The sequence below is a fragment of the Syntrophotalea acetylenica genome, from assembly GCF_001888165.1.
Classification (GTDB): domain Bacteria; phylum Desulfobacterota; class Desulfuromonadia; order Desulfuromonadales; family Syntrophotaleaceae; genus Syntrophotalea; species Syntrophotalea acetylenica.
On sequence record NZ_CP015455.1, the window covers coordinates 2,860,666 to 2,883,856 of the forward strand.

Annotated in this window: 20 protein-coding genes; 9 read left to right on the forward strand and 11 right to left on the reverse strand. The window is 61.1% G+C overall.

Annotation, left to right across the window (positions count from 1 at the left end):
- Positions 1 to 24 precede the first annotated feature (24 nt).
- Positions 25 to 972, reverse strand: a complete 948-nt coding sequence (locus A6070_RS13445) for a YbgA family protein (protein ID WP_072286248.1) — start codon at positions 970 to 972, stop codon at positions 25 to 27.
- Positions 973 to 1,152: 180 nt separating this feature from the next.
- Here A6070_RS13445 and corA point away from each other — a divergent pair, with 180 nt between their 5' ends.
- The 4 genes from corA to A6070_RS13465 all read left to right on the forward strand — a co-directional run bounded on the left by corA (position 1,153) and on the right by A6070_RS13465 (position 7,125).
- Entirely contained in the window at positions 1,153 to 2,256 is a 1,104-nt protein-coding gene (gene corA / locus A6070_RS13450) for a magnesium/cobalt transporter CorA (RefSeq protein ID WP_235605468.1), read from the forward strand.
- Positions 2,253 to 4,601, forward strand: coding sequence for an ATP-binding protein (locus tag A6070_RS13455; protein WP_072286249.1), 2,349 nt, complete (start codon positions 2,253 to 2,255; stop codon positions 4,599 to 4,601). Before corA ends, A6070_RS13455 begins: the two co-directional genes overlap by 4 nt.
- A gap of 16 nt (positions 4,602 to 4,617) precedes the next feature.
- Positions 4,618 to 5,478: a mechanosensitive ion channel family protein gene (locus A6070_RS13460; RefSeq protein WP_072286250.1), complete on the forward strand. Its 861-nt coding sequence runs from the start codon at positions 4,618 to 4,620 to the stop codon at positions 5,476 to 5,478.
- Between the two features lie 177 nt (positions 5,479 to 5,655).
- Positions 5,656 to 7,125, forward strand: a complete 1,470-nt coding sequence (locus A6070_RS13465) for a cryptochrome/DNA photolyase family protein (protein WP_072286251.1) — start codon at positions 5,656 to 5,658, stop codon at positions 7,123 to 7,125.
- A 154-nt stretch (positions 7,126 to 7,279) separates the two neighbouring features.
- On the opposite strand, the gene A6070_RS13470 is transcribed toward A6070_RS13465, so the two are convergent.
- From A6070_RS13470 to murI, 7 genes are all read right to left on the reverse strand, one after another.
- Complete coding sequence (locus A6070_RS13470) at positions 7,280 to 8,653, reverse strand: sigma-54-dependent transcriptional regulator (protein WP_072286252.1); 1,374 nt, start codon at positions 8,651 to 8,653, stop codon at positions 7,280 to 7,282.
- A 17-nt stretch (positions 8,654 to 8,670) separates the two neighbouring features.
- Positions 8,671 to 9,612: a transketolase family protein gene (locus A6070_RS13475; RefSeq protein WP_072286253.1), complete on the reverse strand. Its 942-nt coding sequence runs from the start codon at positions 9,610 to 9,612 to the stop codon at positions 8,671 to 8,673.
- A gap of 82 nt (positions 9,613 to 9,694) precedes the next feature.
- Positions 9,695 to 10,522 (reverse strand): transketolase, encoded by an 828-nt coding sequence (locus tag A6070_RS13480; protein WP_072286254.1) that lies wholly within the window; start codon positions 10,520 to 10,522, stop codon positions 9,695 to 9,697.
- Positions 10,523 to 10,610: 88 nt separating this feature from the next.
- Positions 10,611 to 11,093: a hypothetical protein gene (locus tag A6070_RS13485; protein ID WP_235605469.1), complete on the reverse strand. Its 483-nt coding sequence runs from the start codon at positions 11,091 to 11,093 to the stop codon at positions 10,611 to 10,613.
- A gap of 44 nt (positions 11,094 to 11,137) precedes the next feature.
- The gene (locus tag A6070_RS13490) at positions 11,138 to 13,543 is read right to left on the reverse strand and encodes a homocysteine S-methyltransferase family protein (protein WP_072286255.1); all 2,406 of its coding nucleotides are present in this window, start codon (positions 13,541 to 13,543) and stop codon (positions 11,138 to 11,140) included.
- A 1-nt stretch (position 13,544) separates the two neighbouring features.
- On the reverse strand, positions 13,545 to 14,138 hold the full coding sequence (locus A6070_RS13495; RefSeq protein ID WP_072286256.1) for a GerMN domain-containing protein: 594 nt from the start codon (positions 14,136 to 14,138) through the stop codon (positions 13,545 to 13,547).
- Between the two features lie 47 nt (positions 14,139 to 14,185).
- A complete protein-coding gene (murI, locus tag A6070_RS13500) occupies positions 14,186 to 14,986 on the reverse strand; it encodes a glutamate racemase (RefSeq protein ID WP_072286257.1) in 801 nt (266 codons plus the stop codon).
- Between the two features lie 179 nt (positions 14,987 to 15,165).
- Here murI and A6070_RS13505 point away from each other — a divergent pair, with 179 nt between their 5' ends.
- The 3 genes from A6070_RS13505 to A6070_RS13515 are packed head-to-tail and all read left to right on the forward strand — an operon-like array spanning position 15,166 to position 17,277.
- The gene (locus A6070_RS13505) at positions 15,166 to 15,498 is read left to right on the forward strand and encodes a hypothetical protein (protein ID WP_072286258.1); all 333 of its coding nucleotides are present in this window, start codon (positions 15,166 to 15,168) and stop codon (positions 15,496 to 15,498) included.
- Between the two features lie 22 nt (positions 15,499 to 15,520).
- Positions 15,521 to 16,504 (forward strand): 2-hydroxyacyl-CoA dehydratase family protein, encoded by a 984-nt coding sequence (locus A6070_RS13510; protein ID WP_072286259.1) that lies wholly within the window; start codon positions 15,521 to 15,523, stop codon positions 16,502 to 16,504.
- Complete coding sequence (locus tag A6070_RS13515; protein WP_072286260.1) at positions 16,501 to 17,277, forward strand: acyl-CoA dehydratase activase; 777 nt, start codon at positions 16,501 to 16,503, stop codon at positions 17,275 to 17,277. Before A6070_RS13510 ends, A6070_RS13515 begins: the two co-directional genes overlap by 4 nt.
- A 44-nt stretch (positions 17,278 to 17,321) precedes the next feature.
- Here the strand turns inward: A6070_RS13515 and A6070_RS13520 are convergent, their stop codons facing one another.
- The 3 genes from A6070_RS13520 to A6070_RS13530 all read right to left on the reverse strand — a co-directional run bounded on the left by A6070_RS13520 (position 17,322) and on the right by A6070_RS13530 (position 20,789).
- Entirely contained in the window at positions 17,322 to 18,173 is an 852-nt protein-coding gene (locus A6070_RS13520) for an MYG1 family protein (protein ID WP_072288019.1), read from the reverse strand.
- 241 nt (positions 18,174 to 18,414) lie between these two features.
- A complete protein-coding gene (gene gap, locus A6070_RS13525; RefSeq protein WP_072286261.1) occupies positions 18,415 to 19,482 on the reverse strand; it encodes a type I glyceraldehyde-3-phosphate dehydrogenase in 1,068 nt (355 codons plus the stop codon).
- A gap of 95 nt (positions 19,483 to 19,577) precedes the next feature.
- Complete coding sequence (locus A6070_RS13530) at positions 19,578 to 20,789, reverse strand: multidrug effflux MFS transporter (RefSeq protein WP_083558849.1); 1,212 nt, start codon at positions 20,787 to 20,789, stop codon at positions 19,578 to 19,580.
- A gap of 245 nt (positions 20,790 to 21,034) precedes the next feature.
- Between A6070_RS13530 and A6070_RS13535 the strand changes: the two genes are divergently transcribed.
- Entirely contained in the window at positions 21,035 to 21,454 is a 420-nt protein-coding gene (locus A6070_RS13535) for a hypothetical protein (protein ID WP_072286262.1), read from the forward strand.
- A gap of 333 nt (positions 21,455 to 21,787) precedes the next feature.
- Positions 21,788 to 23,182 (forward strand): helicase HerA-like domain-containing protein, encoded by a 1,395-nt coding sequence (locus tag A6070_RS13540; protein ID WP_201257981.1) that lies wholly within the window; start codon positions 21,788 to 21,790, stop codon positions 23,180 to 23,182.
- Positions 23,183 to 23,191: the final 9 nt, after the last annotated feature.

Sequence of the window (23,191 nt, forward strand, 5' to 3'; positions counted from 1 at the left end):
GGCTCTGAACAGGCGGCCGCCGGGTCACAACCCGCCGCGCAGGTGCAGCTCCACCGGGTGGGGATGCAGGTACACCTGCTCGTCAAGCCACGGCGGCTGATATTTACGCACATAATGGTTGAGCAGGGTAAGCGGCACGGCCAGCGGTACGCTGCCGTGCCGGTACTGCTCGACAAGCTGCAGCATCTCCTGCTTTTCGTCGCCGGAGAGCTGCCGTTTGAAATATCCCAGGGCATGCTGCAGCACATTGCAGTGCTTGGCGGGGGTGGCCGGCGTACGCACCGTACGCAACAGCAGCTGCTGATAGTCGCCAACCAGTTCCGCCTCGGGAAGCTGACCGGCGCGAGCCGTCAAGCGGCCCATCTGCCGCGCCAATTCCACGCTGTGGGACATGAGCAACAATTTGTGCCGGGCATGAAAATCCACCAGCCCCGCCGCATCGGGCCCACCAGCCAGAAAGTCACGCCAGCGCCGGAAGGTGAAAATGGCTTCGATGAAATTTTCCCGCAGGCGCGGATCGTGCAGCCTGCCATCCTCCTCCACCGGCAGCAGCGGGAAATGTTCCATGAACAGGCGCGCGAACAGGCCGACGCCGTTATGGCTCGGCACGCCGTTGGCGTCGTAGACCTTGACCCGCGCCATGCCGCTGCTCGGCGACCGGGACTTGAAAACAAATCCGCACAGATCCTCGGCTTCCAGGGCCGCCAGGCGCTGACTGGCCCAGACCGTCATGCGCTCGGTGACATCCTCCCCGCTTTTGGAAAACACCAGCTGCGGATGTTGGGCCTCTCCGACCAGCCGCAGGGCTTCCCGGGGAATAGGCAGGCCCGTTTCCACCTCCGGGCAAACCGGCACGTACTCCACGAATTTTCCCAGGGTATCCCGCAGAAAACGGTCGAGTTGATGCCCGCCGTCATAGCGGACCTTCTGCCCGAGCAGGCAGGCACTGATACCGAGACGGATTTTTTCCATTCGCACACCTCTCCCTGATAATCCCGACCCCGCATTGTTCCGGTACTCAGGATCCGGTCCGTTCTCCCCTGACCGTCATTGTGAGCATCCCGCCTGAAATTAATGGATGCGAAACGCCGTGTAATACGATAGATTCTATCAGAAAGGCGGTCCGCGCCAAGCATTGCGAAAGGAGGATCCATGCGGTTTCGGAAGCGACGTCAGCCAGCACCGGTGGTGCTGAAAAAACTGTTGCATAAAACCTCGCACAAAGCCGGCCGGGCGCCGGGGACCATGGTGCATATCGGCCGCCAGCGCACCGAACCGGTACGGATCGGCCTGCTCAACTACGGCCCTGCGCATCTGGAAGAACGATCCCTTGCCTCGGTCGCCGAATGCCGGCCATACCGCGACGGCCCTGGCGTAACCTGGGTCAACCTCGACGGCATTCACCAGCTGGGCATCCTCGAACAGCTCGGCGCCGACTTCGGCCTGCACCCGCTGGTTCTGGAGGACATCGTCAACACCACGCACCGACCCAAGATGGAGGCTTTCGACGACTATCTGTTCTTGGTGCTGAAAATGCCCCATTACGACCCGGTTACCGCCAGTGTAAACACCGAGCAGGTCTGCCTGATTCTCAGCCGCAACCATGTGCTGTCCTTCCAGGAGCAGCAGGGGGACGTATTCGACGGAGTGCGGCAGCGACTGCGCGGCAACAAGGGACGCCTGCGCACCATGGGCGCGGACTATCTCGCTTATGTGCTTATCGACGCCATCGTCGACAGCTATTACTTCATCATGGAAAGCCTCGGCGAAGAGATCGAACATCTCGAAGAAATCATCATGGACCGCCCCACACCCGACATCCAGTCACGCATTCATCATTTCAAGCGCGAAATGATTCTGCTGCGCAAAGCGGTATGGCCCCTGCGGGAGCTGATATCCGGCCTGCAACGGGAAGAATCGTCGCTCATCGCGCCCGCGACCGGCGTGTTCCTGCGTGACGTTTACGATCACTCTGTGCAGATCATCGACACGGTGGAAACCTTGCGGGATGTCCTGTCGGGATTGCTCGATCTGTACATGTCAAACATCAGCAACCGCATGAATGAAGTCATGAAGGTGCTGACCATCATTGCCACCATTTTTATACCGCTGACCTTCATCGCCGGCATCTACGGCATGAACTTCGAATACATGCCGGAACTGCACTGGCGATGGAGCTATCCGTTGCTATGGCTGCTGATGCTGACTCTGGCCTGCGGCATGTTCAAATTCTTCAGAAGGAAACATTGGCTGTGAACCCATCCGCATGTCGGGCATATCTGGATCAGTTGGCCGGCCGCGACCGTTTTTTCAGTGTCGTGGACCAGCAGCCGCAACTCGAGGCGCTGCTGGGGGAGTTGACCGCGGGGTTTGACAAGGCCATCGATCAACACCTTGCCGAGCTGGCCGCCGCCGATGAAATCCTCGCCAGGGATCTTGCCGAGGTAAGCGGGCACCTGCGCAGCAGTGCCGAATTACTCGGCAAGGCCTTTGAAGAAACCCTGGCCAACGAGCCTCCCGACGGAGAAGCCCTGGTGCGCCTGGCCCGGACCATCGAGGCGCGCATCTTATGGTTGTATGACCGCGTGCGGGTTCGTCAGGAACGCAGCCTGAATCAGGTGCGCCCCCAGAACCGTTACTGGAAACAGGCGGTTCAGAGCGTCACGGATGCCCTGAACCAGATCATGCGCAACCAACCCGAGGAACTGGTTCTGATCCGGGACCGTCACCAGCACAGCCATCTGAAAGGTTGCAGCATCTGGCAGATCGAAGGGCCGGGGATCGTCGAAAAAGCCTGCTCCGGGAAACTGCGGCCGATCGTCAGGATAGTATACAGCCAGTTGCGGATGCGTCTGAAACGCCGCTACCAGATTCTGCAGCCCTCGCTGCAGGATGCGGTCAATCGCCACCGCCCGGTCATCCTGCACGCTGAAGACCGACCGGCGGGCGACGCCTATGCGCAGCGACATGAGCAGATAAGCCGCAACTGCGCCGATATGTGGCGCGGCTTGCGCTTCAACCTGGAAACAGCCGCGGAAGAATGCAGCCGTCTGGCCACCGAAGCCCGAAAGGATGATGCGGATCACGCCGCGCTCCGCAAAAAACTGGCCGATACCAGCCAACTGGTCACGGAAACGATCAGCCGCACCGAGCAGCAACTGGCGACTATCGCCGAACCGCTCCAGGAACTATCCCGCCAGTCGCTGGAGGATCTGAGGCAGGAATGCGGCAAAATGCTCACCCTGATCTCCAAGGATCTGCAACGCATCCTCGGCTGGAAAGAACGGTTAAGGCTGAAACGGCTGCGCGCTTTGCGCCATCTGCGACGCCAATGCACACAGTGGCGCGAAAGCCTGCGGGAACCGCTGCAGCAGGCCTTCCTATCCATGGAGTTTTTGTGGCAGGGTGTGCGACGACTGTGGCCGGGAGGCGATGTGCGCAATGCCAAAACGGAAGCCGTGGCACGCAGCATCGCCGACATGCCAACTCCCGAAGCCATCCTCAAAAAGGCGGAAAAACTGCCGCCGGTGTGCCGGCGTCTGTTCACATGCGGAGCGTTGAAAAACCGTGAGTTCATGGTTGGCAAAAACAAGGATCTCGATACGCTGCGGGAGCTTTTTCAGCGCTGGCAGGAGGGCCTTTTGTGCAGCATCGCCGTCACCGGTCCCGATGGCAGCGGCAAAACCTCGTTGGTCAACTGCTTCCAAAGCGAGCTCGGCAACCAGGTTCCGGTGCTGCGCCTCAATCTTGAGAAGCGACTGACCGATGAAGGCCCGTTTCTGGAGTGGTGCCAGGAGCGGTTTGCGCTGCCGCATGCGCCGAGTGGGCTGGCCGATGTTGAAAAGCATCTTCAAACCATGCCGCGCAGCGTCATCATTGTGGAAGAGCTCCACCACCTGGTACTGAGAACCGTAGGTGGCCTGGAGGTGGGCCGCGCTTTTTTGCGGCTGGTTCTGACCAGCAGACATCGCCTGCTGTGGGTGGCAACCAGCCGCAAATATCCGTGGCAGCGCATGAAGCACCTGATTGACATCGACCGTTATTTTACCCACCAGGTGCAAACCCAGTTCAACAGCCAGGCCGAAATCCGCGACGCCCTGCTTTTGCGCCTGCACACCAGCGGCTATCCGGTCGGCTTCCTCAATGGCGGCAATCCGGCACCAAAGACCAACAACCCGGCAGGGAAAGACGATCAGGCCAATCTCCGCGACCGCTTCTTTTCCGACCTTTTTTCCGCCACCCGGGGCAATATGCAGGCAGCCCTTTTCTACTGGCTGCATTACCTGGAATTCGATGCCCAGGAGCAGTCCCTGCGCGTCGCCCCCTTCGATAAACTCGACTATGGGGCACTGAAGAACCTGGAACGACCGCAGCTCTACGCGCTGGCCGAAATTCTCGCCCATGGCGGCCTTTCGCCGCGGGAGCATGCCGCCATTTTCGGGACCGCCGTGATGCAGAGCCGGATGCTTCTGGATTATCTGACCCAGATGAATCTGCTGCAATCCGCCCGCGCCGCCGAAGACGAGCCCTTTTACCAGCTCAATCCCCTGTTTTTTGCCCCGACAGCGTCCTTGTTGGAGACGCGCAACATTATCCAGTGACGATCGCGAGGCGGCCATGAAAGACCTTCAAATACCTGAACTTCCTGAGTTCATAGACAAATATCTGTCCATGGACCGGCTGGTGACAAGCCTGCTGATCCTCGCCGCAACCGCTGTCGGCCTTTTGTTCCTGCGCCGCCTCATGAAATACCTGGCCAACCGGTTCAGCCGCTATCGCCTGCTGATCTCCGGACTCTATCCGGTATTGCGGCTGCTGGCCTGGATCGCCTCCTTCGCCTATATCCTGTTCGTCATCATCCACCCTCCGCTCAACACCCTGTTGACGATTTCCGCCTCCGCGGGCCTGGCTGTCGGCCTCGGCGCCCAGGATCTGGTGCGCAATATCGTCGCCGGCATCCTGATCCTGTTTGAGCGACCCTTCCATGTCGGCGACATGATCGAGGTCGGAGACCACTACGGCGAGGTCATCAATATCGGCCTGCGCGCCGTGCAGATCCGCACCTTCGATGATTCGGTGGTGACGTTTCCCAACAGCATGGTACAGACCGGATCGGTGAGCAATTCCAACACCGGACAGCTCAACGAGATGGTGGTGGTAAAATTTCACCTTCCGGCAACGGTGCCCATCGCACCGGTCAGGCAGATCGCCTGGGAAGCGGCCGTCTGCTCCCCCTACGTGCAGCTCGACAAGCCGATACGGGTGCTGGTGGAAGACCACTATGACCGCGCTTTTTTGACCCGCTTCACGATCAAGGCCTACGTACATGAAATCCGTCTGGAGCGGGTGCTGGCCAGCGACATTTCCGAACGGGTCAAAACCGCGCTTGTTAAACGTGGCTTTGTTCCAGACATCTGTTTCCTCGCCGATCGCTTCGACTGCGAAGCGCCAAACCCGTCATCGCCATCGAACCCCTGAGGTTCTGCATTTTGCTCCGCCCCTTGTCCACAGTGTTTCAGCCAAGGCGTTGCTTGTCATCACATCCATGTCACCGATCGGTCAAGAGACAGCGACCTGCGGGTATTTTTCCGCGACACCGATTGCGCAAGCCTTGTGCCTGGGGACTTGCCTTTAACCTGACCACGGAGGCTTGCTATGCCGGTTCCCGCCATCCGCATCGAAACCCTCAACGGCGCCACTCCCCGAGCCGCCGGACGCTACGTCCTCTACTGGATGAACGCCACCCGCCGCAGCGGATGGAATTTCGCCCTGCAGCGCGCCGTGGAGCATGCCGTGGATCTGCAGCGACCGCTGCTGGTGGTGGAAACCCTGTCCTGCGAACGCCCGTATGCCAACCTGCGCCATCATCACTTCGCCCTCGATGGCATGGCCGATAACGCCCGCGGCCTGGCCGGCAAGCCGGCGAGCTACTACCCGTTTGTCGAGAATCGACCCGGGCGGATCGCGTCTCTTCTGACGGAGCTTGCCAAAGAAGCCTGTCTGATTGTGTGCGACCTGCGACCGCTACGGGATTCGTTACGGGAAACCCGGGAACTGGCACGACGTGTGCCGGTGCTGCTGGAGCGGGTGGACAGCAACGGTATCCTGCCCCTGAAAGCTGCCGACCGTGAATTCACCACGGCTCACAGCCTGCGGCGATTTATGCAGAAACACCTGCTTGCACACCTGCAGCAGCCACCCCTGGCCGATCCTCTCGACGGCGTGAACCTTCCACCATTGCCTTCCCTGCCGGACACCATAAGCGGGGGTTGGCCGGCGGCCGATCGCGCACTGTTGAACGGAAAGCGGCAGCGCCTCGCACAGCTGCCCATCGGCCAGGAGACCCGGCCGCTGGCGACCATGGGCGGCAGCGCCGCCGCCCATGCCGCGCTGGAGGTGTTTTTACGTGAGCATCTGGCCCTGTACGAAGCTTTCCGCAACCAGCCGCAACGGGACGTTACCAGCGGCCTGTCGCCCTACCTGCGCCGCGGCCACCTTGCGAGCCACGAGATTGTGCAGAAACTGCTTGATATGCAAGGCTGGCACCCCGCGGACCTGTCCCTGGAAACCCGGGGACGCCGAAGCGGCTGGTGGGGCCTGAGTGCTTCCGCCGAAGCATTTCTCGACCAGCTGATCACCTGGCGCGAACTTGGCTATCTGTTCTGTTTCAAACGGGACGATTACGACCGTTTCGAGGGGCTGCCCGACTGGGCACAGGCCACCCTGGAAGCACATTCCCAGGACCCGCGACCCTATCTTTACACCCTTCGGCAGCTGGAAACGGCGCAAACCCACGATCCGCTGTGGAACGCCGCCCAGATGCAACTGGTACGGGAGGGGCGCCTGCATAACTATCTACGCATGCTGTGGGGCAAGAAGATCCTGCATTGGAGCGAAAGCCCCCGCCAGGCTTTGGCCGCCATGAGCGAACTCAATGACCGCTTCGCCCTGGACGGCTGCGACCCGAACTCCTATGGCGGCATCGGCTGGGTCATGGGCCGCTTCGACCGCGCCTGGGGTCCGCAGCGGCCGGTATTCGGCAAAATCCGCTACATGAGTTCGCGGAACACCGCTCGCAAGGTGACCGTGGATGGGTACATCCAACGCTATGCGCCGACCCCCTGACATCCTACCTCAAGGGCGATTCTGCATTTCGTGGCGGGAGCATGCCGGGCTGGGCATGAAACAGCAAAAAAAAACGGCGCCCCATCGTCCCGGCGCCGTTTTCCAGTTATTCATCACCCAGTGGGTGGAGCTTGCGTTCTTCCGCCAGCGATGTTTATAAAAACCCGAATTTTTTCATACGGTAGCGAAACGCGTCAATCCCCAGATGCAGCAGCTTGGCAGCCTGGGTCTGATTGCCCCTGGCCATTTCGAGTGCCTGACGAAGCAGTTCGCGCTCAACTTCCTCGATATCGACCCCTTCGGGTGGCAGCTGAAAATTAAGTGGCCCGCGGTTATCTTCCACCGACTGGGAGACCAGCTCCCTTGGCAGATTTTCCACCAGCAGCTGATCCTCGCACTCCAGAATGATGGCTCGTTCGATAACGTTGCGCAATTCGCGGATGTTGCCCGGCCAGGCATATTCGAGCAGGATTTTCTGGGCCATGCGCGAAATGCCCTGGACCTGTTTGCTGAACTCACGGTTGAACTGGCGAATGAAAAATTCGGCCAGCGGAAGGATATCGTCGCGCCGCTCGCGCAACGGCGGCAGATGAATGGGAATCACACCGATACGGTAATAGAGGTCGGGCCGGAAGGATTTGTCTTCCATCGCCTTGCGCAGATCGCGATTGGTGGCGGACACGATGCGCACATCGACACAGACATCCCGGGTTCCGCCAACCCTGCGAAAGCTGCGCTCTTCCAGCACCCGCAGCAGTTTGGCCTGCATGGCCGGATCCATGTCTCCGATTTCATCGAGGAATACGGTACCGCCATCGGCCAGCTCGAACAGGCCCTTTTTAAGATTTTTCGCGTCGGTAAAGGCCCCCTTCTCATGCCCCAGCAGCTCGCTTTCGAGCAGGGTCGAAGGCACGGCGGCACAGTTGATAGCCATGAAGGGCTGGTCAGCTCGGGCGCTCTGATAGTGAATGGCCCGCGCCACCAGTTCCTTGCCGGTGCCACTTTCACCATGGATGAAGACCGTGGAAGCATCGCTGTCGGCAACCTTCTGCACCATTTCCAGAACCTGGTGCATTTCCCGGCTGCAGGCGATGATGGCCGACTGGTTAAAGCGTTCCCCCTTCTGGCAACGCAGGCAGGCCAGTTCCTTGCGCAGGCGGCTGTTTTCCAGAGTACGCTGCGCCACTGTTGCGAGGTCCTCCACGGGAGCCGGCTTGCGCAGATAATCACCGGGACCGTTGAGCAGCGTGGTCACGGCGTGTTCCGGCAGATCACGGCCTGTGGCGACGACCACCGGGCAGGCGTCACCAAGATCGCCGACCTGTTCGTAAACGTGCCAACCGTCGAGATCGGGGAGCTGCAGATCGAGGATCATCAAATCCGGCGTGCAATTCGCCAATCGCTGCAGAGCGTCCTGGCCGGTTCCGCACCATTGCACCAGATGCCCCTGGCTGCCGAGCAGCTGCTCCAGCGCAACTCCAAGGGCCTGATCGGCATCCACTATCAGAATGTTGGCACGCTGTTCCACTGGGTCGTCCCGCTGTTTCAAGCCGACGGGCGCTTGCGCGCCACAACACGTTCGGCGGCTGCAACCAGGCTGGCAGGGGTCAATCCGTAGTGTTCCAGCAGTTTTCCGGCCGGACCGGACTGGCCGAAAACGTCGCGCATGCCGACTCTTTCCACCGGCGCCGGGGCCCCTTCGGCGAGCGCCTCGCATACCGCGCCGCCAAGCCCGCCAATGACCGAATGTTCCTCTGCGGTGACGATGGCGCCGGTCTCCCGTGCCGCTTTCAGCAGCAGCTCCGTATCGAGGGGTTTGATGCTGCCCATATGCAGAACCCGGGCCTGGATCCCCCTGGCGGCCAGTATTTCGGCCGCGTCCAGAGCCATGGCGGTGAGCAGTCCGGTGCCGATGAGGGTCACAGCATCGCCATCGCGCAGAGTGACGCCGCGGCCGATTTCAAAATTGCAATCGGAGGGGAAAACCACCGGCACCTTGCCGCGCCCCAGGCGAACATAAACCGGCCCGTCGTATGCCGCCACGGCACGGATGGCGGCTGCGGTTTCCGGGCCGTCGGCGGGACACAGCACGGTCATGTTGGGCAGGCTGCGCATGATCGCAAGGTCCTCTACCGACTGGTGGGAACCGCCGTCTTCGCCGACGGTGATGCCACCATGGGTGGCAACCACTTTGACGTTCATTCGGGGATAGGCCAGAGACTGGCGAATCTGCTCAAAGGCCCGGCCGGCGGCAAATACCGCGAAGGTCGAGGCAAAGGGGATCAGACCGCCGGCGGCCAGTCCGGCAGCCATGCCGACCATGTTGGCCTCGGCGATGCCGGCATTAAAAAAGCGCTCCGGAAATTCTCTGGCGAACTGGGCGGTCTTGGTCGAACCGGACAGATCGGCGTCCAGGGCCACGATTTTCGGATTCTGGCGGCCAAGCTCCAGCAAAGCCTGGCCGTATGCGTCTCTGGTTGCAATCATGGGTTTTTCACTTCCTTGTATAGGCTTTCTTCAAGCACGAATGTCGTCAACAGCGTAACGAAAAAAACTCCTGGCATGAACGTCAACTCGCGGCGCCCAGGCCTTCCAGGGCGAGCTTCAACTCTTCATCGCTGGGGGCCACGCCGTGATATTTGGCCTTGTTTTCGAAAATCGACACCCCCTTGCCCTTGACAGTGCGGGCAACGATAACGCTCGGGCGATCGGAGGCTTGCGCCGCGGCCAGGGCCTGGGCCACGGCAGCGACATCGTGACCATCGGTTTCGATGACATGCAGGTTGAAGGCGGCAAACTTGGCGGCCACCGGGCCGACATTCATGACGTCTTCGGTGAATCCATCGATCTGCAGGCCGTTGCAATCAACCAGGATGCACAGATTGGAGAGCTTGTAATGGGCGGCGCTCATCACCGCCTCCCAGATCTGCCCCTCCTGCAGTTCGCCATCTCCCAGCAGGGCATAAACGCGGGAATCGCGTCCGGCGACGCGGTTCGCCAGCGCCAGACCGACGGCCTGGGAAAGGCCCTGCCCCAGAGATCCGGTACAGACTTCGACGCCGGGCGTCTTGCGCATATCGGGGTGTCCCTGCAGATGGCTGCCAAGCTGACGCAGGGTCGCAAGGTCTTCCTGTGGAAAATATCCGGCGCGAGACAGACAGGCATACAGGGCTGGTGCCGCATGGCCCTTGGACAACACGAAACGATCGCGTTCGGCCCAGTCCCGGCGAGCGGCGTCATGCTTCATCTGGTGGAAAAACAGCACGGTCATGATATCGATGGCCGAAAGGCTGCCACCGGTATGTCCGGACTGGGACTGATGCAGCATTTTCAGGATATCGACGCGCAATTCCCTGGCGGTCTGCTCAAGCTTCTGGACGGTTTGTTGGCTCAACATCGTACCTACGTTTCCTTTCCTCAAAAAAACCGGGCCCGCCCCACAGCGAAGGTCGCGACTTCGACCGGCGCGGCCGGCGGGCAGACGATTACGATTTCGTGTAGCGGGGATCGTTGCCGGCCAGATAGGCGAACACCAGTTCGTCCAGCGAACCTGGCGAGGCAGCCGGGTTCGTTGCGGCCTCTTTGGGCTGATCCTGAATTGATACGCCCGAAACGCCGCCGCAGGAACGGGGAAGGGCGTCGGACAACGCAACAGAGCCTTCGGTGCATCCGGCCCTGGCATCGAACTCCCCGGACCGCAGACGCTTCAACATGTCCTGGTGCTGGCATTTCATGCGTTCTTCGACCAGAGGCCGCAGGTCGTCCGCGCCAAGCAGGTCGGCATAGGAAGTCCTGCTGGAGGCCAGGATGGTTCCCCCCTCGTACAACAGGGTGACGATGTGGGGATGCCGGGAGCCTCCATCCTCGGTCTGCACGTGAAACACGCGGCCCTTGTATCGAAAGTTATGATTGAAGCCACCAACCATGGGTCCCTCGCGGTTTACCAGGACGGAAAAGAGGCCGCCCATAGTTATCACAGCCTATCGTGCGGCGCAACAAAATCGCGCCTGACTCAGCGTCTGTCAGCCAACAGCTGCTTCGCTTTGGCCACGGCCTCCAGGGCATCGGCAGCATACATGTCGGCGCCGATCTCATCGGCGTATTCCTGGGTCACCACCGCACCGCCAACCATGGTCAGGACCTTGACGCCCGCTTCCCGCAGGCGTGCGATCGTCACCCGCATCTGTTCGATGGTGGTGGTCATCAGGGCCGACAGGCCCACGGCATCGACTTGCAGCTCCAGAGCCTTTTGCAGAATACGCTCGGCCGGCACGTTCTTGCCCAGGTCGATCACTTCGAAACCGTGATTCTCCAGCAGGGTACAAACGATATTCTTGCCGATATCGTGGATATCCCCTTCAACGGTCGCCATCAGAATACGCCCCAGGGATGCGACGGCCGAACCGTGCATTTCCTGCTTGAGGCGCGCGAAGGCCGCCTGCATGGTTTCCGCCGACTGCATGACCTGAGGCAGGAAAATGCGGTTTTCGCCAAACCGCCGGCCGACCTCCTCCAGGCCGGGAAGCAGACCCTCGTTGCTGATGGCCGCCGTATCGAGGCCTTCGCCAAGGGCCTGTTCGACCAGGGTCACAACGCCATCCTTGTCGCCTTCGATAATCGCCGCAGAAAGACGTTCGCGGATCCCGACGGCGATATCGGGGGTGGCGGATGCCGGTGGCGCGGAAGCGACATCGGCGTACGCGGCGATATATCGCTCGGCCCGAAGATCCTTGCCGAGCAGCACCATGGCGGCACGGTAGGCATCCATCATGCGTTCGTCGCGGGGATTGATGATCGCCGCCGAAAGTCCGGCCTCAAGGGCCATGGCGAAAAACACCGAAGACAGTACCGGGCGACACGGCAGCCCGAAGGAAATATTGCTGACTCCCAGCGCCGTCGCCATGCCCAGCTCGTCACGAACCAGGCGCAGGGTGCGGATGGTCTCCATGGCCCGCTTCTGCTCCGCCGACACGGTCAGAGTCAGGCAATCCACCACGATATCCTGCGGCGCTATGCCAGACTGCAGGGCCGCGTCGCGAATGCGCCGAGCCACCGACAGGCGTTCCTCGGCGGTTTCGGGGATGCCTGAACCGTCGAGCGCCAGAGCAATCACCGCCGCGCCGTACTTTCTGGCCAAGGGCAGAATCCCTTGCAGGCTCTTTGCTTCCCCCGACACGGAATTGATCAGCACCTTGCCATCGGCGACCTTAAGCCCCCGCTCCAGCGCCGCCGGATCGGAGGAATCGAGCACCAGCGGCACCTGCGTCACCCCTTCGATCGCCAGCACCGCCCGTTCCAGGGCGGCAGGCTCGTCGACACCGGGAGCTCCGCAATTGACATCCAGCAAATGGGCGCCGGCGGCCACCTGAACCTGGGCCTCGCGCCGGACATAGGCGGTTTTCCCCTCGCGCAGTTCCTGGGCATAGGCTTTGCGCCCGGTGGGGTTGATGCGTTCACCGATTATGGCACAGGCGGCCTGTCCGCCGATTTCAGCCACCGAGGTGCGGCTCGACAGCAGGCAGCGCCGCGGCGGCGGGGTCCAGTCCTGTGTCAGGCCCTGCAATGCCTGGCGCATGGCGGAAATATGGGCGGGAGTGGTGCCGCAGCAGCCGCCGATGACCCGCACGCCAATGTCGAGCAACCGCTGGTGATAGGCCACCATGTCCTGCGGGGTGGCATTGAACACCGTACGCCCGTCGATCAGCTGCGGCAATCCGGCATTTGGCTGGGCGATCAGGGGCGTCGCGCAGACCTTGCGCATGCGGGCCAGCACATCATGGATACCTTCCACACCCAGCCCGCAATTGGAACCGACCACCGTCACGCCCAGACCTTCGAGGGTCACGGCGGCGGCTTCCGGCGAGGTGCCAAGCACGCTGCGGCCCGCGTCCTCAAAGGTCATCAGGGCCATGACCGGCAGATCGGAGAATTCATGGCAGGCGATCACCGCTGCGCGCAATTCGGCGATGTCCAGAAACGTCTCCAGGGTGATCAGGTCAGCGCCGGCCTCGGCAAAAGCGCGCACCTGCTCGCCAAACACCTCGACCATTTCATCGAAGCCGGCATCCCCCACCGGCTGCAAAAAGCGCCCCGTCGGTCCCATGGACGCAGCCACGAAGCGCCCCTCGCCGGCAGCACGACGCGCCAGTTCCACAGCGCCGGCGTTGATCTCGCGCACCCGGTGTTCCAGCCCGTAATGAGCCAGTTTCAAACGGCTGCCGCCGAAGCTGTTGGAGACAATGATATCGGCGCCAGCCTCGGCGTACTCCCGATGCACCGCTTCCACAACATGCGGAGCACTCAGGTTCATCTCTTCCGGGCAGCCGCCGGCCTTGAGGCCGCGCTCCTGCAGCATGGTACCCATGGCACCATCCAGGATCAGAACGCGCTGCTTGATGGCGTTGACAAAATCGGCCATGTTACAAGTTCTCCTGTGGGGTGGCTGCCGCGTTCTCGGCGGCCGGGTCGGTAAAACGGAAATCGGCGGCAACCGGCTGGCGCAGATCGACGTGGCCCTTGAGGGTTTCCACGGCCTGCCCCTCCACCAGAATGCGTACTTTCCGGATGTGCGGAACGTTTACGGCCAGGCTGTTGGCCAGACCGTAAACCGTCAGCAGTTCTGACATGCTGCCGCCCGGATGCGCGGAAACCAGCTCGCGGCTGAAGTCGAGGGTTGCAACCCCGTCCAGTTCACTGTAGCCACGCAGCACGGCACCCGCTGGCAGAACCGGAACCAGATCGCCGTCCGGTCCGTCGCCCAGTTCCCGGATGATTTCCTCTGCCAGGCGATTTTCCCCGGCATCCGCAACGTCGCGGGCTTCAGCGACCAGGCCCATGCCATTACGGCTGGCGAAATACAGAATGACTTCGCGCTGCGGCAACGGCTCGACGCTTACGGCTGAAGGAGGCGAATGCTGCTTGGCCCTGCGTGTGGCCTGGTAGGCAAACAATCCGGCGGCCAGTAGCAACAGCATCAGCAGGGGAATCAGATAACGACGGGAAGCGGGCTCCATGGCATTTTTCCTTGACCGGCAGGCTCAACAGGGGCTTGCCAGCCATGTCAGTCGAGGGCAACCTGTTCCACGGTCGCGAGGGGACAGCCAAGGAACTCACTGCCGACCCGTTGAAACCGCTCGGGAACATCGGTGACGAAAAACTGCGCGGTACAGATCTCCCCCGAGGGCCGGAGGCGATGGCAATGCCCCAACATGGCGGCAACGGTGAAAGCGGTCTCTTCGGCGGAATCGATCAGAATGACCTCCGGGCCGAGAACCTCCTGCAACACCGGCTTGAGCAAGGGATAATGGGTACAACCGAGGACCAGTGTGTCAATCCCGAGATGGCGCAGGTTGTCGAGATAAGCCCGCGCCGTCAGATGGGTTACGGGATGGTTCAGCCAGCCTTCCTCCACCAGTGGAACGAACAGCGGACAGGCAATGGACACCACGTCGGCATCGGGGGCAAGCCGTTTGATGGCTACAGTGTAGGCGCCGCTCTTGATGGTGCCCTCGGTGCCGATCACGCCGATGCGACCGCTGCGGGTTACCGACACAGCCCGTTTCGCGCCGGGCTCGATCACACCGATAACCGGCAGCTTGTATTGGTTTTCGAGATCGGCCAGTGCCACGGACGAGGCGGTATTGCACGCCACGACAAGCATCTTGACCCGGCGGCGGGTCAGAAAGGCGGCCGCCTCCATCGCGTAGCGCCTCACCGTCGCGGGGCTTTTGGTGCCATAGGGAACGCGGGCCGTGTCCCCCAGGTAGAGCAGGTCTTCCCCCGGCAGCAACCGCTGAATCTCCTTGAGGACCGTCAGTCCCCCAACCCCTGAGTCGAATACTCCAATAGCCCGGTCCGGCAACCCTTTTCTCCCTCTACGTGGCAGCTTTAAAAGGGGTATACTAGGTTCAACCCAGACGCAAAGTCAAGATGCATCGCTATTTTGCGCTTGGGATTGGCCGGCCTCTCTGATATATTAGCGATTCTTTCGATAAAAAAGTTATACAGGTTCGTGGTTGCCCCAGGAAAGGATGATCGCTGATGGACCTTTCGACAGCCAGGGATTTTCTCGAAAAACTGCGCACCGAGCATGTCATGACCATGCTGCGCGAGGCAAATCTTGGCGACCTGATTTACAACCCCTGGTTTCTGACGATCGTCGGGGCCATTTGTCTGATCGCCATCATTCTGAAACGGCAGGCGCTGCTTTTCATAATGCTGACCACGGTGGGCTACGCCTGCGTCGTCGATTATACCCTGCAGCAGAAACCAGCCATCGACAGCGCCGGCAGTTCGCCGGTTCTGGTTTTCGCTGGCGGCGGCGCCATTCTGGTCTTCGTTTTCATCTACTACCTGTTCATAAGACAGGACTGAGGTTCATACAGATATCAGCACTATGGTCGGATTTACCACTACCATCCCCCTGGAAATCGTCATCGCCGCAGGCCGGCGGCCCGTCGATCTGAATAATATCTTCATTGAAGACCCCGCCTGCCAGTCCCTCATCGACGAGGCGGAAATGGCCGGCTTCCCCCGCAATTGCTGCGGCTGGATCAAGGGACTCTACAGCGCCGCCCTGCATCACGGCATCCGCGAGATCATCGCCGTGACCGAAGGGGACTGTTCCAACACCAAGGCGCTGATGGAGGTGCTGCAGCTGCAGGGGATAACCACCATCCCCTTTGCCTACCCCTACGATCGCTCCGGCATTACCCTGGAACATGAGATGCGCAAGCTGGCGGAGCACTTCGGCGTCACTCCACAAAAAACCGAGGAAGCCTGGCGCTACCTCAATGCCATCCGCGCCCGGGTTCACGAAATCGATCGGCTCACCTGGGAGGAAAACCGGGTCACCGGCACGGAAAACCATCTCTGGCAGGTCTGCACCTCCGACATGAACGGCGAGCCGGCCGTCTTTGAACAGCAGGCGGATGCCTTCCTGGAAGAGGCCCGGCGTCGCGATCCCCTTCCGGACGGTCTGCGCCTGGCCTACATCGGCGTACCGCCGATTTTCACCGATCTGTATGCTGTCACCGAAGAACTCGGCGGCCGGGTGGTGTTCAACGAAACCCAGCGCCAGTTCTCCATGCCGTACCACGCCACATCGCTGGTCGAACAATACCGCAGCTACACCTATCCCTACGACGTGTTCGTGCGGCTGGATGACATCGAAAAGGAAATCGCGCGCCGCCGCATCGACGGCGTCATCCATTATGTGCAGTCTTTCTGTTTTCGCCAGATCGAGGACCTCATCGTGCGACGCCGCCTGCGGCAACTGCCGATCCTGACCCTCGAAGGCGACCGTCCCGGGCCCCTCGATGCGCGCACGCGGATCCGGCTGGAGGGATTCATCGAAATGATCAAGGCGAGGCATTCATGACCGGCATCGGCATCGACCTGGGCAGCCGCCAGGTCAAATTCGCGGCCCTTGACGGTGAGGCCATCGCCTGGCTGCACAGCTACGATACCATCCCCTTTTACAAGCGTTACGCCTGCCGTCGCGACGACCGGCTGCTGCTCGCCTACCAGGATCTGGGTCTTCTGTCGCCCGAGGAATGGCAAACCACGCCCTTGACCGCCACCGGCTACGGACGCAACACCATCAATCTGGCCGGCGCCACCGTGGTCCCTGAAATTCAGGCCCACATCGCCGGCGCACGCTTTCAGACCGGCCGGGAAACCTTTACCCTGCTCGATCTGGGTGGACAGGACAGCAAGGTCGCCCGCCTCGAAGATGGTATTCTGGTCGATTTCCTGATGAATGACAAATGCGCTGCCTCATCGGGGCGCTACCTGGAAAACATGGCCAAGGTGCTTGATGTTTCCCTGGAGGAGCTGGCCAGCCATTTCGAGCATCCGGTTTCACTCGATGCGACCTGCGGCATTTTCGGCGAGAGCGAGCTGATCGGCAAGATCATCGAGGGTCACTCCCTCGAAGCCCTGTGCGCCGGTGTCAATCAGACACTTATCAAGCGGGTGGCACCAATGCTGGCGCGCTTCGCCCAGGATACCCTCGTATTGACCGGCGGCGTAGCTAAAAACGGCGCCTTCGTCGAACTGCTGCGTCGCTTCAGCTCCGCCGAGATCCTCATCCCGGCCCATCCCCAGCACAATGGCGCCATCGGCTGCGCCTGGCTGGCCGGCCGCAGATAGCGCACAGCAGGCAGGCAAAGGCGAACTGTCGTCAGGAAGCGAGGCTACTTATCTGATTCGAAGGCAGGCTCCACCACCGCCCGCGAAGCCAGTTGCACCGCCTGTTCGAGAGGAATCAGGCTGCGCGTGGTAGCGATATAGCCGTTGGCATGCACGAACAGGACTTCCGGGCAATCGGCAATGGCACGGAAATCGACCAGCCTGCTGTCGCCGAGGCGCAGCAACTCCCACCCCGCACCCCGCACCGACGGCGTGATGCAGATCACGACGCTCTCATCGGCCAGGGATTTCAGATAAAGCTCCATGGACAGCTTCGGGTTATCCTCGATGCAGCACACCACCGCCTTGAACTGCTTCACCGCAACGATGCGCGCCTCCCGCTTCAGCCTTCCCAGCCGCTCTTTCTTGAGCCGGATCAAAGCGAGCATGTCCTTCCCCATTTCCCGCATGAACCGGTAAAGCAGATCTTCCGGACACAGCACCTCGAGCCTGGCAAACCTGGAAAGAATATAACCGTCGATTGGGGAAGAGGACGCCAGCAGTACGCTGGCATCGACGCCAAAATGCTCCGCGGTCCTGTGCGGCCCCCTGACGTCCATCATGCTCATGAAGGGATACCAGCCGAATACCGCCTGGGCGTCCTGGTGGTGACCGAGGTGCTGCATGACCAGGTGGAAGGCACATGGCAGGGATTTGTCCTGGTGGTGGTCAAAATTCAGCCGCGCCGGATCGTACTCCATGCCGACATCCACAACGTAGGTTTTATGATCGGCGAGATGCTCGGAGGAAGGATCGCAACGCAAAACTTCCGCCTCTTCCAGCGTAGCCAGCAGAACGCTGACCGCCAGGAAATCATCCCGGTGCGCATTGCCCCCATGTACCACGATTCTGTGCATGTACTCGGCTCCGAATTGTTTTCGGGAAAAGACAGACCCGCCATCGAACAGCGTCCTTGCCCTTTGGCCGGAATGGAAATCAGAACAGACAGATCCGGCCACAGTATAAAACTGCCCGCCACCTTTCCCCAAAAGATTTTTTGCAGCATCCCGTTCCACAAAAAACCCGTAAAAACGGACAGGGCCGGCGATCGCCGGCCCTGTCGGGGGTGGAAGCAGGCCCGGATAAATGCCCTGCGGCCTACTTCTGAGAGGCGATCATCAGGCGCAGCATGTCAACCACCCGGTTGGCATAGCCGACCTCATTGTCGTACCAGGAGATCAGTTTGAAAAAACGCGACTCTCCTGGCAGGTTGTTCTGCAGGGTGGCGGGCGAGTCGTAGATGGAGGAACTGGTGGAATTGAGAAAATCGGAAGACACCAGTTGCTCGGTCATGTACTCCAGAATGTTCTTGAGGTAGGTTTCCGAAGCCTTTTTCATCAAGCCGTCGATTTCCTCGATGGAGGTAGCCCGCGCGGTGCGGAAGGTCAGATCGACCACCGACACATCGGGCGTGGGCACGCGAAAAGCCATGCCGGTGAGCTTGCCCCTGACCTCGGGAATCACCTCCCCCACGGCGCGAGCCGCCCCGGTGGTGGAAGGTATGATATTGATGGCCGCCGCCCGTCCGCCGCGCCAGTCTTTTTTAGAGGGGCTGTCGACGGTCTCCTGGGTGGCTGTATAGGCATGGATGGTGCTCATCAGCCCCTGCTCCAGGCCGACGCCCTCCTTCAGCAGCACATGCACCAGCGGCGCCAGGCAGTTGGTGGTACAGGAAGCGGTGGATATGACATGGTCGGTGCGCGGATCATAGGTGTCCTGGTTGACGCCGATGACGATGCTCTTCATCGCGCCTTTGCCCGGCGCCGTCAGAATCACCTTACGGGCTCCCGCTGCCAGATGCAGGCCGGCTTTGTCCATGCTGTTGAATCGCCCGGTGGCCTCGATGACATATTCGACCCCGAGGGCCTTCCAGGGCAACCGGTCGGGACTGGCCGGGGCGGCCAGGCACAGGATCTCGTCGCCGTTGACGATCAGGGTATCGTCGACCTCCAGTTCGGCGCGGCTTCTGGCGGTCGCAACCTCTCCGGGGAACCGTCCGTGCACCGAATCGTAGCGGGTGCGGTAAGCGAAATAACGGGCATCCGGATTCAGATCGACCAGCGCCACGATGTCCAGATCCGTGCCGATAAGCCCCTGCTCGTACATGGCGGCCAGGGCCAGCCTGCCGATCCGCCCGTAGCCGTTGATCGCGATTTTGGTGGCCATGGTTTCCTCCCCGACGTGTGATGTTGGCACTGGCTTAACATAGCAGCTGGCGAGCAAAATTCAACCCCGCCCGGTTCGGACAAAAAAGGGTAGCGTCAGACGCGCGCCAGGCCTCCGCGGCGCTCCCGCCACAGAAGCGCCACGCTGGCAAGGGCGCACAGCGGCATGCCGATGGCCATGACCGCCAGCGTGCCGTCGTAACCCCAGCTCACCAGGGCGGCGGCCACGGCGCCGGCCAGCATCTGCACCGCACCCAACAGCGCCGAGGCGCTGCCGGCTTGTTCCCTGCCGAAAGGCTCCATGATCAAAGCCGTCACATCCGGCAGTAGAAAACCGAGGCAGAACATGTACAAGGCGGCAAAGGCCAGCACCAGCCCGAGGGAAACGGCACCTGCCAGCATCCCGGCCACAAACAGCGCACTGGCAGCGAGCTGCAGCAGGTTGCTGCCCCACATCACGCTTTCCAGGGAAGAACGTTTCAGCAGCCTGGCATTGACCTGACTGCCGACAATCAGCGCCAGGGCGTTGCATCCCATGGTCCAGCCGTAGCGGGGACCGGACATGCCGAACAGGTCCATGAACACCAGCGGCGAAGCCGTCAGATACGCGAACAAACCGGCGATATAAAAGCTGCCGGTCAACATGCGCGGCGTGAATCCCGGTACCGACAGCACCGCAAGATAATCGCGCAACGCCCGGCCGGGGCGCAGCGCCTCGCGGCGGCCGTGACCGGCGGTAGCGGGCAGTATCAGCAGCACACCGAGCAGCATCAGCCCGGCGACCGCGCCGAGCAGGATAAAGATATAACGCCACCCCAGGCTGCCGACGATGATACCGCCCAAGGTCGGCGCCACGATGGGTGCCAGCCCCATGACCAGCATCAGCAAGGAGAACACCCGTGCCGTTTCGTGCAGCGGGAAAAGATCCCGCACTACCGCACGCGCCGCGACCATTCCGGCACAGGCACCCAAAGCCAGAACCAGACGCAGGCCGATGAGCCACTGCACGTTCCAGCTCAGGGCGCAGCCGAAGGAAGCCACCCCATACAGCAGCAAACCAAAAACCAGTGGCCGCTTGCGGCCAAAAACATCGAGCAATGGCCCGTAAATCAACTGGCCGAAGGCGATGCCGATAAAATAACTGCTCATGGACAGGCCGACCGTGGCCACATCCGTGCACAGGTCCGCGGCAATGGCGGTAAAAGCCGGCAGGTAGGTATCGATGGTCAGCGGACCGATGGCCGTCAAAGCGCCCAGCAGAAGTATGATCAGGCGTAGCCGGGGGCCATTGTGCATAAGTGTCGTCATGACGCGATTCCGATGAGGGGCCAGAGAAAAGGGATCATGGCAAAAGCCTCCAAAAAGGTCGCAGTATACACCTTGAAACAACAATTGTCTGCCCGAAGATGCGCCGGCAGGCAGGCCTTTTGAAAGCGTCGCCGGAAACGGACAGGAAACCGCGCCCATAAACGGTACGGAAAAACCCTGCCTCGCGACTCAGTTTTCCGATTCTCTGTTAAAATAGCAATCAATAGTGATTCCAGGAGGATGTCATGAAAGCCCTTTTTTATCCTTTCATCTTACTGCTGGCGATACTGTTTGCCGGCGCAACGCAAATAACCGGATGTATTGCGAACCCCGATTATGGCCGGGTTTCCCTGCAGGGGCGGGATATCCGTGGCGACCTGATCTTTTCCGAGCGGGAAAGGGGCATCATCCACGATTATTACCGCCGGCGCCTGCCACCCGGCCTGGCCCGGCGGGAACGCTTGCCGCCCGGCCTGCGCAAGCATATTGCACGGAACGGCCAACTGCCGCCCGGGCTGGCGGCCTATCGCCTGCCCGCTGACCTCGACCGGCACCTGCGGCGTCTGCCGGACGGCTACCTGCGGGCCAGAATCGGCACGGATATCGTTTTATTCCATGAAAAAACCCATATGGTGCTGGACATCGTTCAAAACATCTATCCATAGGAATGCCTGGCCATGCCTGCGTGAGAACCGGCAACAAAAAAACCCATGCGGCATGAAGAGTCAGAAAACATCAGCCAGGCCGCCGGCGCGGGAACTGCACGGCGCGCAGGATACATCTTTTTCACCAGGCTGGCAAAATCATTGCCTTTTTTACCTATTTAGCCGACGATTACCTTGAAGTCGAACCGAAAAACGGCCAGCGAAAACCCGGGCAAAAACACCGCCACACGGCACGGAACCGAACCGCATGGAGGGCAAGATTTGGACGTGAACAGCAATCCGAACCTGATCATAGGCGCTGCCGACGGCCTGAGCATCGAGCAACTGGGCAGCATGAGCAATCGCCACGGGCTGGTCGCCGGCGCCACCGGCACCGGCAAAACCGTAACCCTGCAGATTTTGGCCGAGGGTTTTTCACGACTCGGAGTGCCCGTCTTCGCCGCGGACATCAAAGGTGATCTCTCCGGGCTGGCGGCAGCCGCGACACCCAGCGCCAAAATCGAACAACGACTGGCCCAAATCCCCCTGCCGGACTATGCGCCGCATCCCTGCCCGGTAGTGTTCTGGGATATCCATGGTGAAAACGGCCATCCCATCCGCACCACCATTTCGGAACTGGGCCCGCTGCTGCTGACCAACCTGCTCGATCTCAACGAAACCCAGAGTGGCCTGCTGTTTGCCTGTTTCCGCATCGCTGACGACCAGGGACTGCTGCTGCTCGATCTGAAGGATCTGCGCGCCATGCTGGCCTGGATGAGCGAGCACGCCCGCCAGCTGCGGCCGACCTACGGCAACATCTCCGCGAGCAGCATCGGCGCCATCCAGCGGCAGCTGCTGGTCCTGGAAGAGCAGGGAGGCGATCATTTTTTCGGGGAACCGGCGTTGCAGCTCAACGACCTCCTGCATGTCGATTTTTCCGGGCGAGGGGTCATCAGCATCCTCGACGCTACCCGACTGGCGGCGCAATCGCCCCGCATCTACGCCACCTTCCTGTTATGGCTGCTGGCCGAGCTTTTCGAGCAGCTCCCCGAAGCCGGGGACGCGGACCGGCCGAGGCTGGTGTTTTTTTTCGATGAAGCGCACCTGCTTTTTTCCCAGGCGCCCAAGGCCCTGCTGGAAAAAATCGAGCAGGTGGTGCGCCTGATCCGCTCCAAGGGGGTGGGGATATTCTTCGTCACCCAAAGCCCCCTGGACATTCCGGAAAGTGTCCTGGGCCAGCTGGGCCTCAAAATCCAGCATGCCCTGCGCGCCTTTACTCCCAAGGACCAGCAGGCCGTCGCCACCGTGGCGCGCACCTTCCGCCCCAATCCCCGGCTGGATACGGCGGCCGTCATCACCGCCCTCGGCATTGGCGAGGCTCTGGTCTCAACCCTCGATGCCCAGGGGCGGCCCCTGCCTGTCCAGCAGACCCTGATCCGTCCGCCGGAATCCCGCATCGGCCCCCTGTCGACAGATGAGCGCCGCGAAATCATCGCCCGTTCCCCACTTGGAGGACGCTATGAACAGGCCACGGATCGCCACAGCGCCTACGAAATGCTGCAGCAACGCGCCGCCAGTGTCTCCGATACGGGCCCTGCAGGCAAACCGCCGCAAGCGACCCGCGCCAGACCGAAACGCCAGAGTGTCGGCGAGGCCATGATCAAAAGCGCGGCGCGCACCATCGGCAGTCAGCTCGGACGCCAGATCATACGCGGCATTCTCGGCTCCCTGTTTGGCGGCCGGCGCTGAAACACACGC

What these genes read in the sequence shown, in the direction of transcription:
- A6070_RS13445 (WP_072286248.1), bottom strand. Translation starts at nt 972, where the DNA reads ATGGAAAAAATCCGTCTCGGTATCAGTGCCTGCCTGCTCGGGCAGAAG.
- corA (WP_235605468.1), top strand. Translation starts at nt 1,153, where the DNA reads ATGCGGTTTCGGAAGCGACGTCAGCCAGCACCGGTGGTGCTGAAAAAA.
- A6070_RS13460 (WP_072286250.1), top strand. Translation starts at nt 4,618, where the DNA reads ATGAAAGACCTTCAAATACCTGAACTTCCTGAGTTCATAGACAAATAT.
- A6070_RS13465 (WP_072286251.1), top strand. Translation starts at nt 5,656, where the DNA reads ATGCCGGTTCCCGCCATCCGCATCGAAACCCTCAACGGCGCCACTCCC.
- A6070_RS13475 (WP_072286253.1), bottom strand. Translation starts at nt 9,612, where the DNA reads ATGATTGCAACCAGAGACGCATACGGCCAGGCTTTGCTGGAGCTTGGC.
- A6070_RS13480 (WP_072286254.1), bottom strand. Translation starts at nt 10,522, where the DNA reads ATGTTGAGCCAACAAACCGTCCAGAAGCTTGAGCAGACCGCCAGGGAA.
- A6070_RS13485 (WP_235605469.1), bottom strand. Translation starts at nt 11,093, where the DNA reads ATGGGCGGCCTCTTTTCCGTCCTGGTAAACCGCGAGGGACCCATGGTT.
- A6070_RS13490 (WP_072286255.1), bottom strand. Translation starts at nt 13,543, where the DNA reads ATGGCCGATTTTGTCAACGCCATCAAGCAGCGCGTTCTGATCCTGGAT.
- A6070_RS13495 (WP_072286256.1), bottom strand. Translation starts at nt 14,138, where the DNA reads ATGGAGCCCGCTTCCCGTCGTTATCTGATTCCCCTGCTGATGCTGTTG.
- A6070_RS13505 (WP_072286258.1), top strand. Translation starts at nt 15,166, where the DNA reads ATGGACCTTTCGACAGCCAGGGATTTTCTCGAAAAACTGCGCACCGAG.
- A6070_RS13510 (WP_072286259.1), top strand. Translation starts at nt 15,521, where the DNA reads ATGGTCGGATTTACCACTACCATCCCCCTGGAAATCGTCATCGCCGCA.
- A6070_RS13515 (WP_072286260.1), top strand. Translation starts at nt 16,501, where the DNA reads ATGACCGGCATCGGCATCGACCTGGGCAGCCGCCAGGTCAAATTCGCG.
- A6070_RS13520 (WP_072288019.1), bottom strand. Translation starts at nt 18,173, where the DNA reads ATGCACAGAATCGTGGTACATGGGGGCAATGCGCACCGGGATGATTTC.
- gap (WP_072286261.1), bottom strand. Translation starts at nt 19,482, where the DNA reads ATGGCCACCAAAATCGCGATCAACGGCTACGGGCGGATCGGCAGGCTG.
- A6070_RS13530 (WP_083558849.1), bottom strand. Translation starts at nt 20,789, where the DNA reads ATGACGACACTTATGCACAATGGCCCCCGGCTACGCCTGATCATACTT.
- A6070_RS13535 (WP_072286262.1), top strand. Translation starts at nt 21,035, where the DNA reads ATGAAAGCCCTTTTTTATCCTTTCATCTTACTGCTGGCGATACTGTTT.
- A6070_RS13540 (WP_201257981.1), top strand. Translation starts at nt 21,788, where the DNA reads ATGAGCAATCGCCACGGGCTGGTCGCCGGCGCCACCGGCACCGGCAAA.